Source organism: Propionicimonas paludicola, assembly GCF_002563675.1.
GTDB lineage: Bacteria > Actinomycetota > Actinomycetes > Propionibacteriales > Propionibacteriaceae > Propionicimonas > Propionicimonas paludicola.
Genome location: NZ_PDJC01000001.1, coordinates 2,748,545 through 2,767,880, shown reverse-complemented (window position 1 = coordinate 2,767,880; position 19,336 = coordinate 2,748,545). Strand labels below are relative to the sequence as shown.

Sequence of the window (19,336 nt, the reverse complement as noted above, 5' to 3'; positions counted from 1 at the left end):
GGGTAAACCTAGCTAGCCGGACCCACCGAACCGGCCCGGTCCGCCCGGTGTCGACGTGCGGGCGCGGCGCGCTAGAGCTGCAGGTCGGCGGTGTTCACCACGTCAGCCACCCGTCCGGGACCCTCGTGATCGGCCCAGTACAGGTTGGTGTGGGCGATCACGTCCGCCGGGGACGGGTTGCCCCATTCGGTGAGGTCTTCGGTGGTGTGCGCGTCGCCGACCAGGATGGTGTCGTAGCCGCGGGTGAACGCGCCGTGGATCGTCGAGCGGATGCAGGCATCGGTCTGGGCGCCGGCCACGTAGAGCCGTCCGATCCGTCCGGCCTCGAGCAGGTCGGCCAGTTCGGTGTCCTCGAAGGAGTCGCCGTAGCGCTTCTGGACCCGGGGCTCGTCGGCCAGCGGCTCGAGCTCGGGGACGATCTGCCAGGGTGCGGAGCCGGCCTCGCGGTCACCGCCGAGGTCCTGCACCCAGATCACCGGGACGCCGGCCGTGCGGGCCTTGGCCACGAGCTCCTGAAGGTGGGCCAGGGTTTCGTCGCGGTGGTAGGCGTCGGCCACCACGCCGACCTGGACGTCGACGACCAGGACGGCGCTGTTGGGACGATCAGTGAAGGTGCTCATGGTCCTCCTCGGCTTCAAGTCCAGACTAAGCCTCGGCACTGACCAGACGGGCGCGCAACTGTTCGATCGCGCCGCGGGCCAGCCGCTCGGACTCGACCACCGCGAAGCCGGCCACCGGCAGTTGCTGGGACGGGCGCCGGGTGTAGTGCTCGCCGCCCAGCGGAATGGTCACGGCCTCCAGCAGCCGCTGGGCCAGCCGGACCCAGCCATCGGTGGCGATCACGTGATCGGCCAGCAGCAGTTGTCCGTCCGGACGGAGGACGCGAGCGAACTCGCGCAGCACCGGTTCGACCTTCGGCACCTCGCACAGCGCGAAGGTGCACACCACGGTGTCGAAACTGGCGTCGGGGTAGGGCAGGCGTCCGGCGTCCCCGGTCTTGAGGATCATCCCGAGCTTGCGCTCGTCCGAGCGTTGAGCGGCCAGGGCCAGGGCGTCCGGCTCCCGATCGACGCCGTGCAGGTCCAGGCCGGGCGGATAGTGGGACAGGTTCAGTCCGGTGCCGACCGCCACCTCGAGGGTCCTGCCGCTGGCCCGCGAGCAGATCCAGCGCCGGGTGTGCGGGAAGTAGCGCCGCTCCAGGCGGGTCATCAGCGTGTCGAAGCGCGCGATCTTGGCGGTGGGCTCCATGCGTCCATCTTTGCTCGGACCCGGTGTCGGTACCGCCGATTGGACGACTCCGCGCCGCCCCTCGGTCACAACTGCCCCCTCGATCTCCCCGCCGACCGTCACGAGTCGGCTTACCATGACCACATCGGCGGCCAGTCGAGGGGACGGTTCCCTGACCGTCCGCCCTGGTCAGCCGGTTCGGTGGGGACGGTTCCATTGCCATCCATCCCGCCGATGCGAGAGGGACGGTTCCCTTTCGTCCTGCGGTCCGCTCGGGCCGCAACCGAAGGGAAGGGGCAGTGATGTTCTCCGGTAAGTCAGTCACCTGGGCGGTGCTCACGGCGTCCGCGCTGTTCGCCGGGACGCTCAGCGCCAGCCCCGCGCAGGCAATGCCGCTGCCGCTGCCGACGGTGAGCCCGGCGTCGGCCGTGCTGCCGATGGCCACCACCGCCACCAAGATCCTCAGCCAGCCGGCCAGCAGCACCACCAACCGCTACGGGGTGTCCACTCGCACGAAGTTCAGCGTCACCGCCTCCGGCACCTCGCTGAAGTACCAGTGGCAGTCCCGGACGCCGAAGGCCAAGAAGTGGACCTCGATCACGGGCGCGAAGTCGTCCTCCTACACCGCCAAGGGCAGCAAGTGGGCTAGTGGGACGCAGTTCCGAGTGGTCGTCACCGGCAAGGGCGGCAAGGTCACATCGGCCGCGGTGAAGCTGACCGTCCGGTTCCCGTCGAAGACGCCGGCCGCGGACGCCCAGAAGGCCTTCGGGCTGACCGGGCTGCGCCAGGGCGTCGACCTGTCGGCCTACCAGTGGGCACCGAAGAAGAAGGTGAAGCTGGCTGCCGTGAAGTCGTGGACGGGCTCGCACGGCTTCGTGGTGCTGCGGGCGGCTTCGGGCGCCAAGCCGATCAACCAGCCCTATGTGAACGCCTGCACCGGTAAGAAGGCCAAGACCGGATCCAAGCCCGTCGACAAGGACTGTGCCTACGCCACCCTGGCCGACGCGGTGAGCAAGGCCAAGCTCGGCCTGGGCCACTACTGGTTCAACGGCTGGATCGACAGCATCGACACCACCCCGGGCAACCTGTTCTCGGCCGGCTACACCCCGACCGACTCGGCCAACCAGTTCTTCGCCTGGCTGGTCAAGGACGGCAAGCTCGCCACGGCCGACACCGACCCGATCGTCCTGGACGTCGAGGCCGGACGCGCCTGGACCACCACCAAGTCCGGCAAGAAGTACAAGCTCTCGCTGCGTGCCTGGAACCCCACCGAGGTGGCCGAGTTCCTGACCGTCCTGAAGGCGAAGCTGATCGACAGCGGACGCCGGCCGAACCTCTACGTCTACATGGGCGCCAATGCGGCCAACCGGATCGACGCCGGCGAGTACGTGTGGGAGCCAGTTGCTCCGCTGGCCCGGCTCTGGGTGGCCTCGTGGGGCAAGGACAACGGACGAGTGCCGGACGCCCAGCCGCTGACCGGGCCGTGGTCGGAGTGGTCGCTGTGGCAGTACAGCTCGAACCTGCGGATCTCCGGCTCCGGTGTCGGCGCCCTGGACGCCGACCTGGCCAAGGCGGACGCCTGGACTCCGCGCGTCGACGGCTGATCCCGTCCGGCTCGGCCGTCGGGCCTCCGCTCGACGCCGTCCACAGCGTTCGCTACCGAATGCAACCTTTGCTGCCGAAATTTCGGTAGTGGGGGTTCCGTTCGGTAGCGCGAACTGGGTTTGGCGGGGCGCGGGTCGGAGGGGCGAGAAGATGGGCCAGCCGCCCCGTCCGACTCGTCCGTCGGGCCCGGCTAGGCCCCGTCCGGGTAGAGCCGCCCCGGCCCCGTCCACAGCGTTCGCTACCGAATGCAACCTTTGCTGCCGAAATTCCGGTAGCGGGAGTTCCGTTCGGTAGCGCGAACTGGGAGTGCGGGGCGCGGAGCTACAGGTGGACCATCCAGCGCTCGGGCTGGGCCAGCGGCTCGAAGCCGTACTGGGCGTACAGGCCGTGGGCGTCCGCGGTGGCCAGCAGGATCCGGCGGAGCCCGAGCGGTTCCAGGTCGTCCACGATGCCGGAGATCAGGCGCTTTCCGACGCCGCGTCCGCGGGCGTGCGGGGCGACGATCACATCGCACAGCCAGGCGAAGGTGGCCCCGTCGGTGATCACCCGGGCGTAGCCGAGCTGGGCGCCGGTCGCCTGGTCATGGACGCTGTAGTTCCGGGAGCCGTCGATGGCGGTGTCCTGGGTTTCGCGGGTGCGTCCCTGGGCCCAGTAGCTGAGCTCGCTGATCCAGTAGTGCACCAGCGTCCGGTCGATGTCTTCGGTGCGGTTGGAAAAGCGCAGGCCGTCAGTCATGGGCGGCAGCCTAGGCGGCTGGACGCCGCCTCACCACCGCGCCGGACGGTAATGGAACCGTCCCCGTCAGCGGCGGACGTACTCGGCCAGGTGCCGACCGGTGATGGTCGATCGGGCCTCGACCAGCTGGGCCGGGGTGCCTTCGAAGACCACCCGTCCGCCGTCATGGCCGGCGCCGGGACCCAGGTCGATGATCCAGTCGGCGTGGGCCATCACGGCTTGGTGGTGCTCGATCACGATCACCGACTTGCCGGCCTCGACCAGCCGATCCAGCAGGCCGAGCAACTGCTCGACGTCGGCCAGATGCAGACCGGTGGTCGGCTCGTCCAGGACGTAGATGCTGCCGGTCCCGGACAGCTCGTTGGCCAGCTTCAACCGCTGCCGTTCGCCGCCGGACAAGGTGGTCAGCGGCTGGCCCAGGCGCAGGTAGCCCAGCCCCACATCGGCCAGTCGGGTCAGAATGGCCGTCGCCGGAGCCAGCTTCGCCTCCCCGGCCGAGAAGAACTCCAGCGCGTCGGCCACTGGCAGCGCCAGCACCTGCGCGATGTCCTTGCCGGCCAGGTGGTAGGTCAGGACGGACGGCTGGAAGCCCTTGCCCTCGCACTCCTCGCAGGTCACCGGCACCCCGGCCATCACGGCCAGATCCAGGTAGATCACCCCGGCACCGTTGCAGGCCAGGCAAGCCCCCTCGGAGTTGGCGCTGAACAAGGCCGGCTTGACCCCGTTGGCCTTGGCGAAGGCCTTGCGGATCGGCTCCAGCAGCCCGGTGTAGGTGGCCGGGTTGCTGCGCCGAGAGCCCTTGATGGCGCCCTGGTCGATGGCGACCACGCCCGGGCGTCCGACCAGCCCGGAGTCGACCAGCGAGCTCTTGCCCGAGCCGGCCACCCCGGTCAGGACGGCCAGCACGCCGAGCGGGACGTCCACGTCCACGCTATGCAGGTTGTTGGCGTTCGCCCCACGAATCGGCAGGCTCCCGGTCGCGGCCCGGACGGACGGCTTCAGCCGAGCCCGGTCGTCCAGGTGGCGTCCGGTGAGCGTCCCGGATGCCCGCAGGCCGTCCAGATCGCCGGTGTAGGTGATCTGACCTCCGGCCGTCCCAGCACCGGGGCCGAGGTCGACCACGTGGTCGGCGATCGCCATCATCTCGGGCTTGTGCTCGACCACCAGCACGGTGTTGCCGGCATCGCGCAGCCGCAGCAGCAGGCCGTTCATCCGGGCGATGTCATGCGGGTGCAGCCCGATGGTGGGCTCATCGAAGATGTAGGTGACGTCGGTCAGCGACGAGCCGAGGTGTCGGATCATCTTGATCCGCTGCGCTTCGCCGCCGGACAAGGTGCCCGACGAGCGGGCCAGGCTCAGGTAGCCCAACCCGATCTCGGTGAAGGAGTCCAGGATGTGCCGCAGCTTGGCCAGCAGCGGGGCCACGGACGGGTCGTCCAGCCCGCGCACCCATTCGGCCAGATCGGTCAGCTGCATGGCGCAGACGTCGGCGATGTTCGCGCCGGCGATCCGCGCCGAGCGGGCCGGCTCGTTCAGCCGGGTGCCGGCGCAGTCGGGGCAGACGGTGAAGGTGACCGTCCGCTCCACGAAGGCCCGGATGTGCGGCTGCATGGCCTCGACGTCCTTGGCCAGGTAGGTCTTCTGGATCTGCGGAATCAGGCCCTGGTACGTGACGTTGATGCCGTCGATCTTCACCTTGGTGGGCTGCTTGTAGAGCAGATCGGACAGCTCCTTGGGGGAGTAGTCGCGGATCGGCTTGTCCGGGTCGAACCATCCGCAGCCGCGGTAGATCCGTCCGTACCAGCCGTCCATTGTGTAGCCGGGGACGGCCAACGCGCCCTGGTTCAGCGACTTGGAGTCGTCGTAGAGCGCGGACAGGTCGAAGTCGTTGACGTTGCCGAGCCCCTCGCAGCGGGGACACATGCCGCCTTGGACGGTGAACGACTTGCGTTCGACGATCTTGCCCTGGCCCTTCTCGATCTCGACCGCGCCTTTACCGGAGACCGTGGCGATGTTGAACGAGAATGCTTGCGCCGAGCCGATCTGCGGGGTGGCCAGCCGGCTGAACAGGATCCGCAGCATGGCCAGCGCGTCGGTGACCGTGCCGACCGTCGAGCGCGGGTTGGCCCCGATCCGCTCCTGGTCGACGATGATCGCCGTGCTCAGGCCCTCCAGGACGTCCACGTCCGGACGGGTCATGCTCGGCATGAAGCCCTGGACGAAGGCCGGATAGGTCTCGTTGATCAGCCGCTGCGACTCCGCGGCGATGGTGCCGAAGACCAGCGAACTCTTGCCCGACCCGGAGACCCCGGTGAACACGGTGAGCCGTCGTTTGGGCAGGTCGAGGTCGATCCCGCGCAGGTTGTTGACCCTGGCGCCGCGCACTCGGATCAGATCGTGCTGGTCGGCCGGATGTCGATGATCAGCGGACATGATCTCCCCTTCGAGGCGGTGGGCCTGCCGCCCAGCCTAGGAGCCGCCACCCACTGGGCGGAATGGGCAGACCATCGAACCGATAGTCGGCCCGGACGATGCCGGGGCGATGCTCAGGCTTCCGGTGCCCCGATCGCGGTCACTCGTCCATTCGGCTCGACCAGCAGGCCGGCATGCCGATCGAGGGTGGCCAGCCAGCCGACGGCGGTCGGCCCCTTCACGAAAGCCGCGGTGGCATAGACGTCCGCCCAGGTCAGCTCGGGGCCGATCACGGTGGCCGACAGCAGGCCGTCCGCTGCCATTCCGGTGGCCGGGTCGACGATGTGGGCGCCGCGAGCCGCGGTACCCGAGGTGGCCACGGCGCCGGTGCGCAGGTGCAGCGCCCGCAGCAGCCGGCTGCGATCGCGCGGATCCTCGATGGCCACCACCCAGTCGGGGGTGTCGGTGCGGGTGCAGGCCACGGCGATGTCACCGCCGGCATTGATCATCAGGTCGTGGGCTCCGAAGCGGCGCAGCCGCTCACCCAGCAGGGCGGACGCCTGCTGGACGGCCCAGCCCTTCACCAGCCCGGTCGGGTTGAACCGCAACACCCCGGACGCGTCCGGCAGCCACGCCGAGAAGGCGCCACCGGTGCGGTACTCGGCGAGCTCGCACAGCGCGGCCACGTGCCGTAGCCGGGGTGGGGCATCGGCGATCTGGTCGCGTCCGTCCCGAATCCGGCTGGCCGGGCTGTCCGGACGCCAGATGCTGAACAACTCCTCATCGGCGCGCAGCTCGCCGAATGCCTCGGCCACCAGGGCGGCGATCGCCGGCGACTCCGCGGCCGGCCCGCGCAGGTGGATGCTGATCGGCAGACTCATGATCTGGGCCACCCAGGCGCGCCGCGGCAGGTCGGTGGCCACGGCTGGGCTCAGCGTGAGGGTGCTCATTGCAGGTGGGCGGCGTCGATGGCCGACTGGAGGGACGTGATGTAGCCGTCGCTGGTCACCGTGGCGCCGGAGACGGCGTCGATGCTGGCGCTCTGGGCGTCCACCGCTTCGGAGTTGAGGATCGGGATGGCGTAGGCGTTGATCTGCTGGTCGTGCCGATCGCTGTTCGGGTACTGGATCGCGTCAGCCGCGGTGATCTTGCCGCCGGAGACGGTGATCTGCACCTGAACGTCGCCGTACCGGGTGGCGGCCGCATCGCCGGTGTAGGTGCCGTCCGCGGACGACCCGGACGAGCCCGCGTTGGGTGTCGTCCCGCCGGAGCTGCCGGTGCCCCCGCCGGTGTCGGTGGTGGTGTCCTTGGCCGCAGTGGAGTTCGTGGACGTGTGATAGCTGAACAGCAGCACCAGCGCACTGACGGTGCTTGCCAGCCCAATGACGATCTTGCGCATGAGGCTCCTCGATTACCAGCTGAAGCGTTCGGAATGGATGCGGTCGGCCGGCACCCCGCACTCGCGGGCGGCCTTGGCGGCGGCGTCCATCCAGGCGTCCGCGCCGCAGAGGTAGACGTCGTGCTCGGCGATGTCAGGCACCAGCCGGCGCAGGCCGTCGGCATCGCTGAGAGTGCCGGCGCTGGACGGCAGCCAGGAGTTCCGCTCCCGGCGACGGTGGCCGACCACAAAGAACACCCGCGCCCCCCGGGACGCGGCCAGCTGCTCGATCTCGCCGGCCAGCACCAGCTCGTCGTCGCTCCCGGCCCGGTAGATGAAGGTGACATCGCCGGGGGCCTGCGGCAGTTCCTCGAGCAGCGCCCGCAGTGGGGTGATCCCGATCCCGGCACCCATCAGCAGCACCTTCCGGCTCGTCCGGACGCCGCCGTGCAGCCGTCCGTAGGGGCCTTCGATCAGCACCCGGCTGCCCGGGGTGACGCCGGCCAGCTCGTGGCTGCCGTCGCCGAGATCCTTGACCGTGATCCGCAGGTCGCGGCCGTTCGGGGCCGCCGACAGCGAGTACGGGTGGGCCCGAGTCCAACTGGGACGGCCCAGGAACCGCCAGTGGAAGAACTGGCCGGCCGCGACCGGCAACCGGTCGAGGTCACGTCCGGAGATCAGCACGCTGATCACGTCCGCGCTTTCCCGGCGGACGCCGGCCACCCGCAGGTCGTGCCGCAGGCTGCGGTACAGCGGGACGGCCAGTCGCCAACCGACGATGGCGACCAGCGCGGCGATCCACAGCCCCCACCAGTAGATCGTGGCCCAGGCGTTGCTCAGGAACTCCTGGCCGGTCCACAGCTGGTGGGGCAGGGCCAGCCCGACGCCGAGGTAGGCGTACAGGTGAATCAGATGCCACGACTCGTAGCGGAGCTTTCTCCGTGCGGCCCGGATGCTGCTCATGGCCACCACGACCACCAGCACGGTGCCGGCCGTGGCCAGCAGCATTCCGGGGTAGTCGACGACCAGCTCCCAGAACTGGACGAACACGTTCAGCCGGGCCGATAGCGCGTAGCCGATCGTGATCAGCACCAGGTGGACGAGCATCAGCGAGAACGACCAGAAGCCGACCAGCCGGTGTCGGCGGGCCAACTCGTCCTGGCCGTAGACCCGCTCGACTACGGGCAGCCGGGCCATCAGCAGCACCTGGATCAGCAGCAGGACGGACGCGATCAGGCCGGTCAGCCGGCCCAGGGTGGTGAAGGCGCCGGCCGGTGTGGACAGCGCCTGCAGCCCGCCGCCGCTGACCCACAGTGCGGTGACGATCAGCAGGTTGGCCCAGATGGTCAGGCCCACGGCGTCCCGCCACCAGGACGGCACCAGCACTCGGCGGTCAGCCACCAGCACCCGACGATCAACGATCGGCGTCTGCCGGGTGGTGCCCGTCGGGCTCTGGGTCTCCACGGCCACGTCCACTCCCATCATTCGATGTGAACGAGAGTCTCGGGTCGAACCGTCCATACCCTTGGACGTCGCTGTGTGCTCGCTGTGGCCGCGCGGGGCGGGCGTTCGCTGGTGGCCGTGAGCGGCTGGTTCTAGCCAGCCGACCGCCATCTGCGGGCCTTGTTACCGAATGCGGGTGCCTCCGGCAGCGCCGGAGCCGAGTGGCGGAGTTGGTTACCGAATCCTGGCTGTTTCGCTGCGCATTCGGTAACCAAGTCCGCGAGTTGCTCGGGACGCTCCGCCCTCTTCGCCGATCAGGTAACAAACTCCGCGATCAGCCGAGATCGGCGCATCGCCCTGCGGCGCAGAGCGTTCCGCGGGAAGCTGCGGAACGGCTCAGTGGCCGGAGATCAGGTCGGCGAACTTGGCGATCGGGGAGGTGGTCGCACGTCCGTCCAGCTCCTGGCGGTCGGCCATCCGGTAGGCGGCGTACATGGCCTGGACGCCCAGCCAGCGCAGCGGCTCGGGCTCCCACTTGCGCACCTTCCGGCCTACCCAGGGCAGCCGGACCAGCTCGGTGTCGCGGCGCAGGATCAGATCGGTCAGGGTGCGTCCGGCCAGGTTGGTGGTGGCCACTCCGGTGCCCACGTAGCCGCCGGCCCAGCCCATCCCGGTGCCGTGGTCGAAGCCGATGGTGGCCGCCCAATCCCGGGGGACGCCCAACACCCCGGCCCAGGCGTGGTCGATGCCGACCCCGGACGCCGCCGGGAAGAAGCTGCGCAGCAGCCCGGTCAGGGCCTCGATGGTGCGCTCCTGGGTGACGCCGTCGGTGTCCACCCGCGAGCCGTAACGGTAGGGGACGCCCCGGCCGCCGAAGGCGATCCGGCCGTCCGCGGTGCGTTGGGCGTACATGTAGACGTTGGCGTAGTCGCCCAGCACCTGCCCGGACGTCCAGCCGAGCTGCGTCCACACCGACTCCGGCAGCGGCTCGGTGACGATCATCGAGGAGTTCATCGGCAGCCAGGTGCGGTGCTCGCCGCGCAGGTTGGCGGTGAAGCCCTCGGTGGCCCGGACGATGGCCGGCGCCCGGACGTCCCCGTGGTCGGTGCGGACCACGCCCGACGAAATCTCGTTGACTAGGGTGTTCTCGTAGATCACCACACCGGCGCGTTCGCAGGCCAGGGCCAGACCGCGGGCCAGCCTGGCCGGGTTCACCTTGGCGCAGTGCGGCTGCCAGGTCGCGCCCAGGGCGCCGTCGATGTTGATTCGGTCCTTGGCTTCTGTCGCGTCGAGCAGCTCGATGTCGGTGACCGGCCAGGCGGCCTCGGCCTCGTAGAAGGCCTTCATTCGACCGACCTGCGATGGTGTGCGAGCCACGTTGAACTCGCCGCCCTTGATGATGTCGGCGTCGATCCCCTCGGCCGCGGCCACCGCGATCACCTCGTCGACGGTGTCGTTCATGGCCCGCTGGAAGCCGATCACGGCGTCGCGGCCGTGGCTGTCCAGGTACTGCTCACGGGTGCCGGTGATCGAGTTCACGCACCAGCCGCCATTGCGACCCGAGGCCCCGAAGCCAGCGAAGCGCTGCTCGAGCACCACCACCCGGGCGTCCGGCTGGGCTTTCTTCAGGTAGTAGGCGGTCCACAGGCCGGTGAAGCCGCCGCCGACGATGGCCACGTCCGCCTCGAGCGAGCCGGGCAGCGCCGGACGGAGGTCCGGCAGTCCGAGTTGCTGCCACCAGAAGGAGATCTGCCCATTCGTGGTCATCGGTGATCCTTGTTCGCGCGGGACGACTACCGCCAACGCTAGGTTCGAAAACCCGGCCCCGCAGGCCTCCTCAGATGCTGAATCCGACCCACGCTCGTCATCGCCGCCTGCTAGACGGGCACGCGGGCTCGAACAGCAGCAGTGAGCAGCATTCGAGAGTGCTGGGCTCGAACCCAAACTTGGTCCCGATCTGAGCCAGCGGAGGGCTCAGTAGACGCCGTCAGCCGCGGGACGCCACCGCGTCGATCTCCACCCGGAAGGCCGGGCTGACCAGGCCGGCCACCTGAATCAGCGAGCTGGCCGGCGGCCGCTCGGCGTCGATGAAGCGATCCCGCACCTCGCGGACCACGGCCAGGTCGGCCAGATCCACCAGGTAGTAGGTGAGCTTGACCACGTGGCTGAAGTCCAGGCCGGCCGCGGCCAGCGCCGTCCGCAGGTTGGTGAACACCTGCTCGACCTGCGCGGACGGGTCCGCCGAGACCACCTCGCCGTCGGCATCTACCGGCACCTGGCCGGAGATGAACACGGTGTCACCGTGGGCGATGGCCACATGGCTGTAGCCATTGGTCGGGGGCATTCCGTCCGGGCGGGTAATGACGTCGGGCATGATCCTCCTGTTCGGGGCAACGAACCCGACCAGCGTCGGGTCACCGCTTCGGCAGCACCAACAAGGTGATTGAGGAGCCGGCGAAGCTGGTAGAGATCGTCGAACCGTGGCGTTTCACCGAGACCTTCTTCACGATGGCCTTCGGATGGGCTGAGGAGTAACGGTACACGGCGGCCTTGGACGCCCCGACGAAGCCGGCCAGCGACAGGGTGGACAGGATCGTCGAGCCGGTCTTGTTGATCACCATCACGGTCAGCGCCCCATCACTGCTGCGGACCGCGGCATAGACCGCCAGCCGTCCCTGGTTGGCGCTGCTGGCCCGGACGGAGGTGTCCCCGAAGCGGTGGTGCCGCCCGTCGTAGTTCAGGTACATCCGGAAGGCGTAGGCCCAGGGGTCACTGGCCTTGGTCGGTCCCCACAAGGTGGCCAGGTCGAGGCCTTCGCGCCCGAAGATGCCCAGCACATCGGCCTGGGCCAGGGCCCCGTTGATCGACTCCAGGCCGCCCCAGTTGTACTCGGTGATGGCGGTCTTGGTGCCCGGGTAGTACTGGCTGACCCAGGCCTTCATGGTGCGGATCCACTGCAGCGGCTTGCGGCCGTCCGCATCGCTGATCCAGGACTCGTCGACATAGCTGGGATCCCACAGCGCCCGGGTCGAGCGCAGCCGCAGCGCCTTCGTCGCCGAGCTCCCGGCCTTGCCGAGGGCCACGTTGTTGCCCTGCGGATAGAAGTGTTCGTCGAAGTAGTCGAGCAGCCGGACGCCACCGTCGCGCTCGGCCGCGGCGAACTGCTGTAGGTACCAGGCGCCCAGCGGCAGCCCGCCGTGGGCATTCCGGTCGGCGGTGGATTGGCCGCACTCGTCGGCCGCGGAGAAGTAGTAGGCGCACCAGCCCCAGTCGCTCGGACCGAGGACGGCGGCGGTGCCGTCCGCCGACTTCACGGCCTGGGCGGCGGCCTGTGACTTGTTCCACAGCTCGTCGCTGGTCAGCGGATCGGGGTGGACGTCGCGGTGGGTGCTGTTCCACAGCACCGGCTCGTTGTCCAGCGCATAGAACTTCACCCCGCCCTGGGCCGCGGTGCCGTACCGGCTGACCAGGGAGGCGACCATGTCGTGGTCGAAGTCGGCCCCGACGCTGATCGAAGTGCGGGACGGGTCGGCGCTGAGCTGGGTGCTGCCGCGGACGCCGTTGCCGCAGTTGGCGTCCCACGGGTCGAAGTCGTTCTGGGTGGCGAAGCTCGTCCGCGGGAAGGAGCAGGCGAACGGGTGCGCGGACGGGGAGTCCTTGGCCACCCAGCCGATCATCGGCACGGTGACTAGGCTGGCCGTCCCGGCCGTCCGATCCTTGTCGATGAAGCTGGTCAGGGTGTCGGACGGGTCGGCCACGATGTTCTCGTAGTACCAGTCCTGGCCGGTGTTGTAGGTGTGATTGCGGTAGTTGTACCGGGACGTCGAGTTGCCGCCCCACCGATCGACCGGAACGTGGAAGGCCGAGCTGAGCCCACTGGTCTGACCGGCGAAGTTCACCCCGTAGATGAGCGGACTGATCGGGTGGCGTCCGGCTCTCGCGTCGATCTTGAGGTTAACCCGGGAGACCTTCGCCTTCTTCGCGACCACCACCCGGGCCGGACGGAGAGTCGCGGACGGCAGCGAAGTCGAGGCGGACGGAGCCAGGCGCGGCTCTTGGACGGGCGCGGCGCTAGCGGGGGCCGGTGTGGCCAGCAGGGCCAGTGCGGCGGCAGCGATGATCAGCAGGCGGGGGGTGCGCACAACTTCATTGTGCGCCTGCGGACCGCCGTCAGTGCTGCATGTCGACGAAGCGGCTGTAGTGGCCCTCCGATGCATGTCTGGCCGGGACGGCCTCACTGCGTCTTCCGTGGACGCTTCCTCGGGTGCCAGTCGCCCCATTCTGTAAACGGCTCCAGGCTCGCCAGGTCCTCACCATCGCAGATCACCGATGCGAGCTGTTCGAAGAAGGGCAGGCGAGGGTCCCTCTCCTTCCGAAGGCGATCCAGGCTTCCGCCGAAACTCCAGCCCGGGGACCGTGCGCCGGCTTCGAGTGCTGAGCGGAGTTCGAGGCCCGGCTTGGGTGAGGAGCCTCCTGTGTGGGCAGCAAGCGCGCAAAGGATCTCCACCCGCAACGTGGCGGGGCAGCCCTCGTCGGACAAAGCCACCTTGGCCAGCCTCACTCCCTTGGCATCGTCCGCCACTGCGAAGGCCAGTTGTGCGAAGTTGCCGAGCAGGATGGTGTTGTTTGGGTCGTTGGTGAGGGCGCGTTCGTAGAGTTCTTGGGCTTTGTCGTGGTCGTTGCGGGTGTTGGTGAGGAAGTTCGCGTAGCTGCCGAGAGCGTAGGGGTCGTTTGGGTCGTTGGTGAGGGCGCGTTCGTAGAGTTCTTGGGCTTTGTCGTGGTCGTTGCGGGTGTTGGTGAGGAAGTTCGCGTAGCTCGTGAGGTTGTTGGTGTTGTTTGGGTCGTTGGTGAGGGCGCGTTCGTAGAGTTCTTGGGCTTTGTCGTGGTCGTTGCGGATGTTGGTGAGGAAGTTCGCGTAGCTGCCGAGAGCGTAGGGCTTGTTTGGGTCGTTGGTGAGGGCGCGTTCGTAGAGTTCTTGGGCTTTGTCGTGGTCCTTGCGGATGTTGGTGAGGAAGTTCGCGTAGCTGCCGAGAGCGTAGGGCTTGTTTGGGTCGTTGGTGAGGGCGCGTTCGTAGAGTTCCTGGGCTTTGTCGTGGTCCTTGCGGATGCTGGTGAGGAAGCTCGCGTAGCTGCCGAGAGCGTAGGCGTTGTTTGGGTCGTTGGTGAGGGCGAGTTCGTAGAGTTCTTGGGCTTTGTCGTGGTCCTTGCGGATGCTTCTCATGAAGTTTGCGTAGCTTGTGAGGTTGTTGGCGTTGTTTGGGTCGTTGGTGAGGGCGAGTTCGTAGAGTTCTTGGGCTTTGTCGTGGTCCTTGCGGATGCTTCTCATGAAGTTTGCGTAGCTTGTGAGGTTGTTGGCGTTGTTTGGGTCGTTGGTGAGGGCGAGTTCGTAGAGTTCTTGGGCCCCGTCGTAGTCGCTGCAGCTGTTGGTGAGGAAGTGCGCGTAGTTGCGGAGGACCCTAGGGTCGTTGTTGCTCGTCGCAGCGGCCCGCTCGTAGGCGGCGGTGGCTCCTGAGATATCACCAGCCTTGGCAAGGCGGCGGGCCTCCCGTTCGGCATTCAACCCCTCCAGGGTTGCGAGAAGGCGGTCAGCCGCTGGCCTCAAGTTAGATTGACCCGCATCAGCAAGAACGCCCTTCAGCCTCTCCTCCCAAGAATCAAACAGCTCGGTGAATCGACTGGAGTCCGGCAGCTTCAAGTCCAATGTGGACGCCAGTTGGATGAACAGGGCGTCGAAGTCTTGGTGCTCAATGTGAAACGAATCGGCGCGGTTGGCTATCCACTGCCCGACCGCGTTGTTGGGGACGGTCTCGCCTACCCAGTACACGCCAAACGGAAAGGCGTCTGCCGGGAATCCCTGCAGGAACTCGGCGATACTCTCGTCGTTTCCGGCATAGCCGCAGAACACTAGCCCGCCTCCATCCAGAATGCCGCGGACGGCAGACGCTAGGCGCGGATCCAGCTGGCTGGTCTCTTCGGCGGTGTTTCGCGGCGCGAGTCGGGCATCCCCGTGGACCTTCACCACCAGCGGCCGGCGGCGACTAGCGCGGGCGAACTGGGCCAGGTTCTCGTGGGCGATGACCAGCGGCTTCTGGCGTGTGAGGAGATACAACGAATCCGCGACGAGGTCATCGAAGTTGGTCGTGACGACCACGTTCGTCTTCGGGCCGTGCGAGGCGTCTGCCGCAAGCACGGCGAAGACCGCATAGCCGACGGCGGGGTCGCAGTCCGATGTAATGCGCTCGATCTCACTCTGGCGGTCGCGTGGCAGAGGGAAGAGGGCATTGATCACCTCGCCGTAGACCTGCTCAAGCCGCTCGGGATGGTATCCCTCGAAGTACTTGGCCGCCCAAGCGTCGACGTCATCACTCGTTCCGGTCTCGAGTCTCTTGAGTCGCGGCAGCCACTCCCGTACGAGATCTTGAGCGCCAGGAATGCCCGAAGAAATCGAACACCCCGCACCAAAGAACCACACCAAGCGGAAGTCCTCCTCGGAGTCCAGGTGGGACTTGAGTGTGTTCAGGAATCGTGCGAGGGTGATCTTCCGCATGTCGAACTCCAGGGTTGCTGATGTGCCTGGGCAGAATCCTTGCATCGAAAGGGCCGTGGCACGGTTCCTTAGGGGATTCTCGGCGAACATCACCTAGCCGCTAACGTGAGCCACCCCTGATCTGATCGGTTCGAACAACCCGGGGCGAGGATCGGCGACTCCGTTTTGCGTATCGCGAGGGCGGCCTCGAAGGCGCTTGTAAGTGACGGTGACGGTCCTGGTCTTGTCGTTCCCGGTCGCCGTTGAAACTCCAACCAGGCATCGCCGACGACTTGACGCTTTCGGCTAGCGCGAGCGCCGCGCCTCGACCGGATGGCGGCCAGAGGTCACGCCCATAAGTGGATTTCAGTCGTGTCGCCAGCCGAATATCTTCGCGAGTGGGCTCGACGGGCTTTCGATGAGCAAACCTAGCTTGGACAGTTCGCGAAGCTGGTACTGAGGAATCGGGTTCTTGGCCACGGTTTTTGTGTACTTGTCAAAGGCCTCTCGCAGCTCGTGCCGAGTCTCCGGACTCCCGCCGTTGGCGCGGATCGCGGTCTTCGCAGCGTTGGCGCCCGAGCCGACCAGTCCGTCCTTGAGCAGCGCCAGAGCGAGCCTGCCTGCCGCGCTCCTAGCCGTCTTGTCGTTGGCAAGGTTTGCAGTGAGGAGGCGATCTGTGGACGTCGTCTGAGCCGTAAGCGAAACCCCAAGAATCTGGCTCTTCATGTGATCCACGACGCTCGCGTCAACTCCGGGGAGTCCAGCAGCAGACAGCATGGCCGCGGGTTCCCCCGACGCTTCCATCTGGATCCACATCTTGCTACGTTCCGCGACCGACTTGAGTGGCGACCACGAACCAACCACTGGCGAACTGAGCCTGTGGGTTGCGTGGACGGTCAACATCTCCTGATGAGATGGGCCGCATAGGGCCCATTCCGCGACGAGTTGTGGCCCTCCCAGTTCTTGGGCGAGGCTGGCTACTAGTCGTCCCGGTAGAGGCGTCAAACCGGCTCGTTTGCGTGCCGCCGTGCGCAAGCGAACGAGCAGCACGGGGCTGAGGGCAGACCCAGTCGCGGCCCTCAGCTTGGTTTCGAGATGACGAGCGTGGACCGGCGTGAGGTCTCGGATCTCGGCGCAGGCCTGCTCTGCGCCTTCATCGGGAATGCTGCCGTCCTCTACGCAGCCTATGAGGGACTGGACGCAATATGCGCTTCTCTGGCCAAGCGCGGGCCTCAGCTCCAGGGCACTGTCGATGAGGCTGATGAGGCTTCGCCTTAGGGCGCGGCTTGAGGGTGTTCCGACTGGTGGGTGAGTGCTCAGTGCCTCTAGGACGGCCTGTAGCGCATCCTCCGTGCGGACATCGCTCATTGCTCCCATTAGGCGCTTGAGATGCGCCGCAGCTTCGCTGCTGGGCTTCTCGAGCGGGGCAACTGTGCTGATCTCCAGAAGACGACTGAAGGCCCTCTTGGCTAGAACATGGTCGAGCTTTGGGGTTAGGTTCAGGGTCTTCGCCCAGCCCATGGCCTCGGCATCGTCGCTCACCGATGATGTAGCCCCGAGCGCAAGCTGGTCGTACTTGGCCGGGGAGAGGACTTGGTCGCTCAGGGCATCGCGATGCTCGACCAAAATCGCGCGCAGCAGTGGCGCGTCAGCATCAAGTGCGAGCGATGCGACGGCGAAGGACACGTCCTCGACCGCGACGTCTTTCCTCTCGATCAAAGCCCCCAGAAGCGCCCGGTACTGATCTGCTGCGCCCTCAGAGCTATCGACTGGGCGGCGCGCCGTGGCCGCTTCCGGCGCCTTGCTGATGATGGCGAGGATGCTCGGCCCGGCTAGCTCCCAAAGCGCCGCGACCTGATCAGCTGGCAAGGTCTTGAGTGCCTCAAGGAGGTACTCAGGATGCAGGGAGTACGCCTCGACTATGGATGGATACAAGTACGCGGCCCTCAGCCCGACCGATGGCAGAGCCGGCATCAGCGCGGCGAGTGTCCCATCTGCGGCAAGGCCCTCAGTGAAGCCGATGGCCTCGAGGCCTTTGAGGGGGTCGTGGATCTCCTCATCGAGGAGCCCGAGAAGGATCGCGCCCCGCGTGGCGCTACTCCTCCATCGACCCTGTGCGGCCTCGCTTAGGACCGTGGCGGCCGCGACACGGGCGACCTTGCGGGCTTCATCAACAGAGAGGCTCATCGCGACCCGGCAGATTGACTCAATCAAGTTTGCGCGGGCTTCCCCCCAGGAACTTGGGACCTGCGCCACCAGGTACCCGATGGCCCCGATCTTGTCGCAGGTCTCCGCATCTGAGAAGGCGCGAGCAAGCTCGGACGGTGCCGTGTCAGCAGCGAGATCAAGAACCTGAGCAAGGGATGCATCTGCAAGCCCGGATGCGTGCCCGGCGGGTTGCAGATATACAAGGTCCAGAGTCGGGAGTGGGATACCGGCCGCATGGATCTTGCCGAGATACGAGTGGAGCTGAACGTTCAGCTGTCGTCTGGTGGCTACGCGATCTTCCGTCTCCCGCGCTTCGGGCAGGTCCGCCAGCGGTGAGGCCGCCACCACCTGTCGGCTGTCGGCCCTTGGTGAGGGACTCGCCGGAGCTTCCTCGTCGTCGATCCCCTCGTACGCCTCAACCAACGCATTAAGGCGGGGCGACTTCTCAAGATCCGGGTCCAGAAGAGCCTGCAGGAGGAGAGGCTCTCGTACAAGATCTCTCGCCACGGACGCAAACTCGGTTTGCAGCACAGTGAGCACTGCCATCTCGACTGCCCTCGAGCGCATGTCCATTGCCCTAGCGCCCGCTATCCGCATGTTGGTTGCGAAGTTGTTCAGGAGCACCTTGACGCGGCGGGGGCTTCGGACGTGGGCAGGCACTAGCGAGTAGACGACATCCTCGTATGTGTGACGATTCTTGCGAAGCTCGTCCCAGATGCCATGCGCTTGATCGGCCATCCGCATTGCGTAGCTAGTAAGCGCCTCAGGCCGAGTGGGGGGCACGGCTAGTTGGTGCTGGAAGACTTTGTCGAGATACTCCGCTGCAGTTGCGTAGTAGGGCTCGCCCGAGCGGAACGGCCGGGCCTGAGGCGCCTTCGCAATTGCCTCCTCAATCACCTCTCTGTCGGCTGCGACCACGAACACGCATGCCCTATGGTCGAGGAAGGCCACAAGATCGGATAGGGCCCTGGCAACACTTGCAGGGGAGCAGCGGTCTAGCTCGTCGACGAAGACCACCAATCGTTCGACGTCTCGCCGGAACCAGTGGCTCTTGGTGAGGTCCTTGATGAGGCGGTCGAAGGCTCTGTAGAACTCGTCGGCGTCCTTGAGTGGGGCCCGTGTGTGACGCTCGACTGTAGCGGCGAGTCCTTGGGTGCTCAGTAGTAGCGCGACCACGATTGCCCCGAATACGACCGATGCACTCGGAACTGCCTGAATCAGTTCGGACTGGAGAGATGCTGGCTCGCCGGTGTTGCCGATGCCGAGTTGCGCGCTGGCCCAGCTCCCGAAGAGCGCCCATACTGCCGCAACTGCGAACGCAAGGATGATGGCCGCCACGATCGACAGCCAGTTCTCACGTAGGTATCGGCCTATCCTGAGGCGCGATACCTCGGCGGTGCCCTCAATGTTCTCGATCTTCCTAGACTTGAAGCCGAGCTCGTTGGCGACGTGCGAGAGAAAGTTGCGCTGGAGGCTCTGCCCATCGAACTTCGAGATGTCGTACCGAATGAGAATGACTCGCGAGGGGTGAGACTTCGATCGCGCTGCGATCTGCGCTTGAAGCATGCTGTAGATGCTCGATTTGCCGGAGCCCCAAGGGCCGAACAGAGCGATGTTCGCGGGGGTTCGGACGCTGCACACCAGGTCGAAGAGGGTGTCAGCAACAGCCTTGTGGTCGAGCGCATCCTCGGAGGGATCCTCGAGTGCTCGGTCTGGGATGAGGTCGTCCCCAGTCAGCGTCCAGGCAGCAACCACCGGGTCCGGTTGGTCCGTCACTGCCTGGAAAGACTCGAGCATCGCGC

Annotated in this window: 13 protein-coding genes; 1 reads left to right on the top strand and 12 read right to left on the bottom strand. The window is 66.9% G+C overall.

From position 1 onward, the window contains the following. Positions 1 to 71 precede the first annotated feature (71 nt). Complete coding sequence (locus ATK74_RS12820; protein WP_098461405.1) at positions 72 to 620, bottom strand: isochorismatase family protein; 549 nt, start codon at positions 618 to 620, stop codon at positions 72 to 74. 25 nt (positions 621 to 645) lie between these two features. After that, the gene (locus ATK74_RS12815; RefSeq protein ID WP_098461404.1) at positions 646 to 1,248 is read right to left on the bottom strand and encodes a class I SAM-dependent methyltransferase; all 603 of its coding nucleotides are present in this window, start codon (positions 1,246 to 1,248) and stop codon (positions 646 to 648) included. A 281-nt stretch (positions 1,249 to 1,529) separates the two neighbouring features. Here ATK74_RS12815 and ATK74_RS12810 point away from each other — a divergent pair, with 281 nt between their 5' ends. Further along, complete coding sequence (locus ATK74_RS12810) at positions 1,530 to 2,831, top strand: GH25 family lysozyme (protein ID WP_098461403.1); 1,302 nt, start codon at positions 1,530 to 1,532, stop codon at positions 2,829 to 2,831. Positions 2,832 to 3,153: 322 nt separating this feature from the next. On the opposite strand, the gene ATK74_RS12805 is transcribed toward ATK74_RS12810, so the two are convergent. From ATK74_RS12805 to ATK74_RS12760, 10 genes are all read right to left on the bottom strand, one after another. After that, the gene (locus tag ATK74_RS12805; RefSeq protein ID WP_098461402.1) at positions 3,154 to 3,567 is read right to left on the bottom strand and encodes a GNAT family N-acetyltransferase; all 414 of its coding nucleotides are present in this window, start codon (positions 3,565 to 3,567) and stop codon (positions 3,154 to 3,156) included. 66 nt (positions 3,568 to 3,633) lie between these two features. Beyond that, entirely contained in the window at positions 3,634 to 6,000 is a 2,367-nt protein-coding gene (locus ATK74_RS12800; RefSeq protein ID WP_098461401.1) for an ATP-binding cassette domain-containing protein, read from the bottom strand. Between the two features lie 113 nt (positions 6,001 to 6,113). Further along, positions 6,114 to 6,929 carry an FAD:protein FMN transferase gene (locus ATK74_RS12795; protein WP_098461400.1) on the bottom strand — a complete coding sequence of 272 codons (816 nt, stop codon included), beginning with the start codon at positions 6,927 to 6,929 and terminating at the stop codon, positions 6,114 to 6,116. Further along, positions 6,926 to 7,378, bottom strand: coding sequence for an FMN-binding protein (locus ATK74_RS12790; protein ID WP_098461399.1), 453 nt, complete (start codon positions 7,376 to 7,378; stop codon positions 6,926 to 6,928). Before ATK74_RS12790 ends, ATK74_RS12795 begins: the two co-directional genes overlap by 4 nt. Before the next feature lie 12 nt (positions 7,379 to 7,390). Next, positions 7,391 to 8,833: a ferredoxin reductase family protein gene (locus ATK74_RS12785; RefSeq protein ID WP_211283374.1), complete on the bottom strand. Its 1,443-nt coding sequence runs from the start codon at positions 8,831 to 8,833 to the stop codon at positions 7,391 to 7,393. Positions 8,834 to 9,196: 363 nt separating this feature from the next. Continuing rightward, positions 9,197 to 10,567 (bottom strand): NAD(P)/FAD-dependent oxidoreductase, encoded by a 1,371-nt coding sequence (locus tag ATK74_RS12780; RefSeq protein WP_098461398.1) that lies wholly within the window; start codon positions 10,565 to 10,567, stop codon positions 9,197 to 9,199. A 220-nt stretch (positions 10,568 to 10,787) separates the two neighbouring features. Then, entirely contained in the window at positions 10,788 to 11,174 is a 387-nt protein-coding gene (locus ATK74_RS12775; RefSeq protein WP_098461397.1) for a RidA family protein, read from the bottom strand. A gap of 40 nt (positions 11,175 to 11,214) precedes the next feature. Then, positions 11,215 to 12,942, bottom strand: a complete 1,728-nt coding sequence (locus tag ATK74_RS12770; protein ID WP_211283373.1) for a glycoside hydrolase family 44 protein — start codon at positions 12,940 to 12,942, stop codon at positions 11,215 to 11,217. A gap of 92 nt (positions 12,943 to 13,034) precedes the next feature. After that, positions 13,035 to 15,347: a tetratricopeptide repeat protein gene (locus tag ATK74_RS12765; RefSeq protein WP_169923851.1), complete on the bottom strand. Its 2,313-nt coding sequence runs from the start codon at positions 15,345 to 15,347 to the stop codon at positions 13,035 to 13,037. A gap of 345 nt (positions 15,348 to 15,692) precedes the next feature. Continuing rightward, complete coding sequence (locus tag ATK74_RS12760) at positions 15,693 to 19,331, bottom strand: KAP family P-loop NTPase fold protein (protein WP_098461395.1); 3,639 nt, start codon at positions 19,329 to 19,331, stop codon at positions 15,693 to 15,695. Positions 19,332 to 19,336 lie beyond the last annotated feature (5 nt).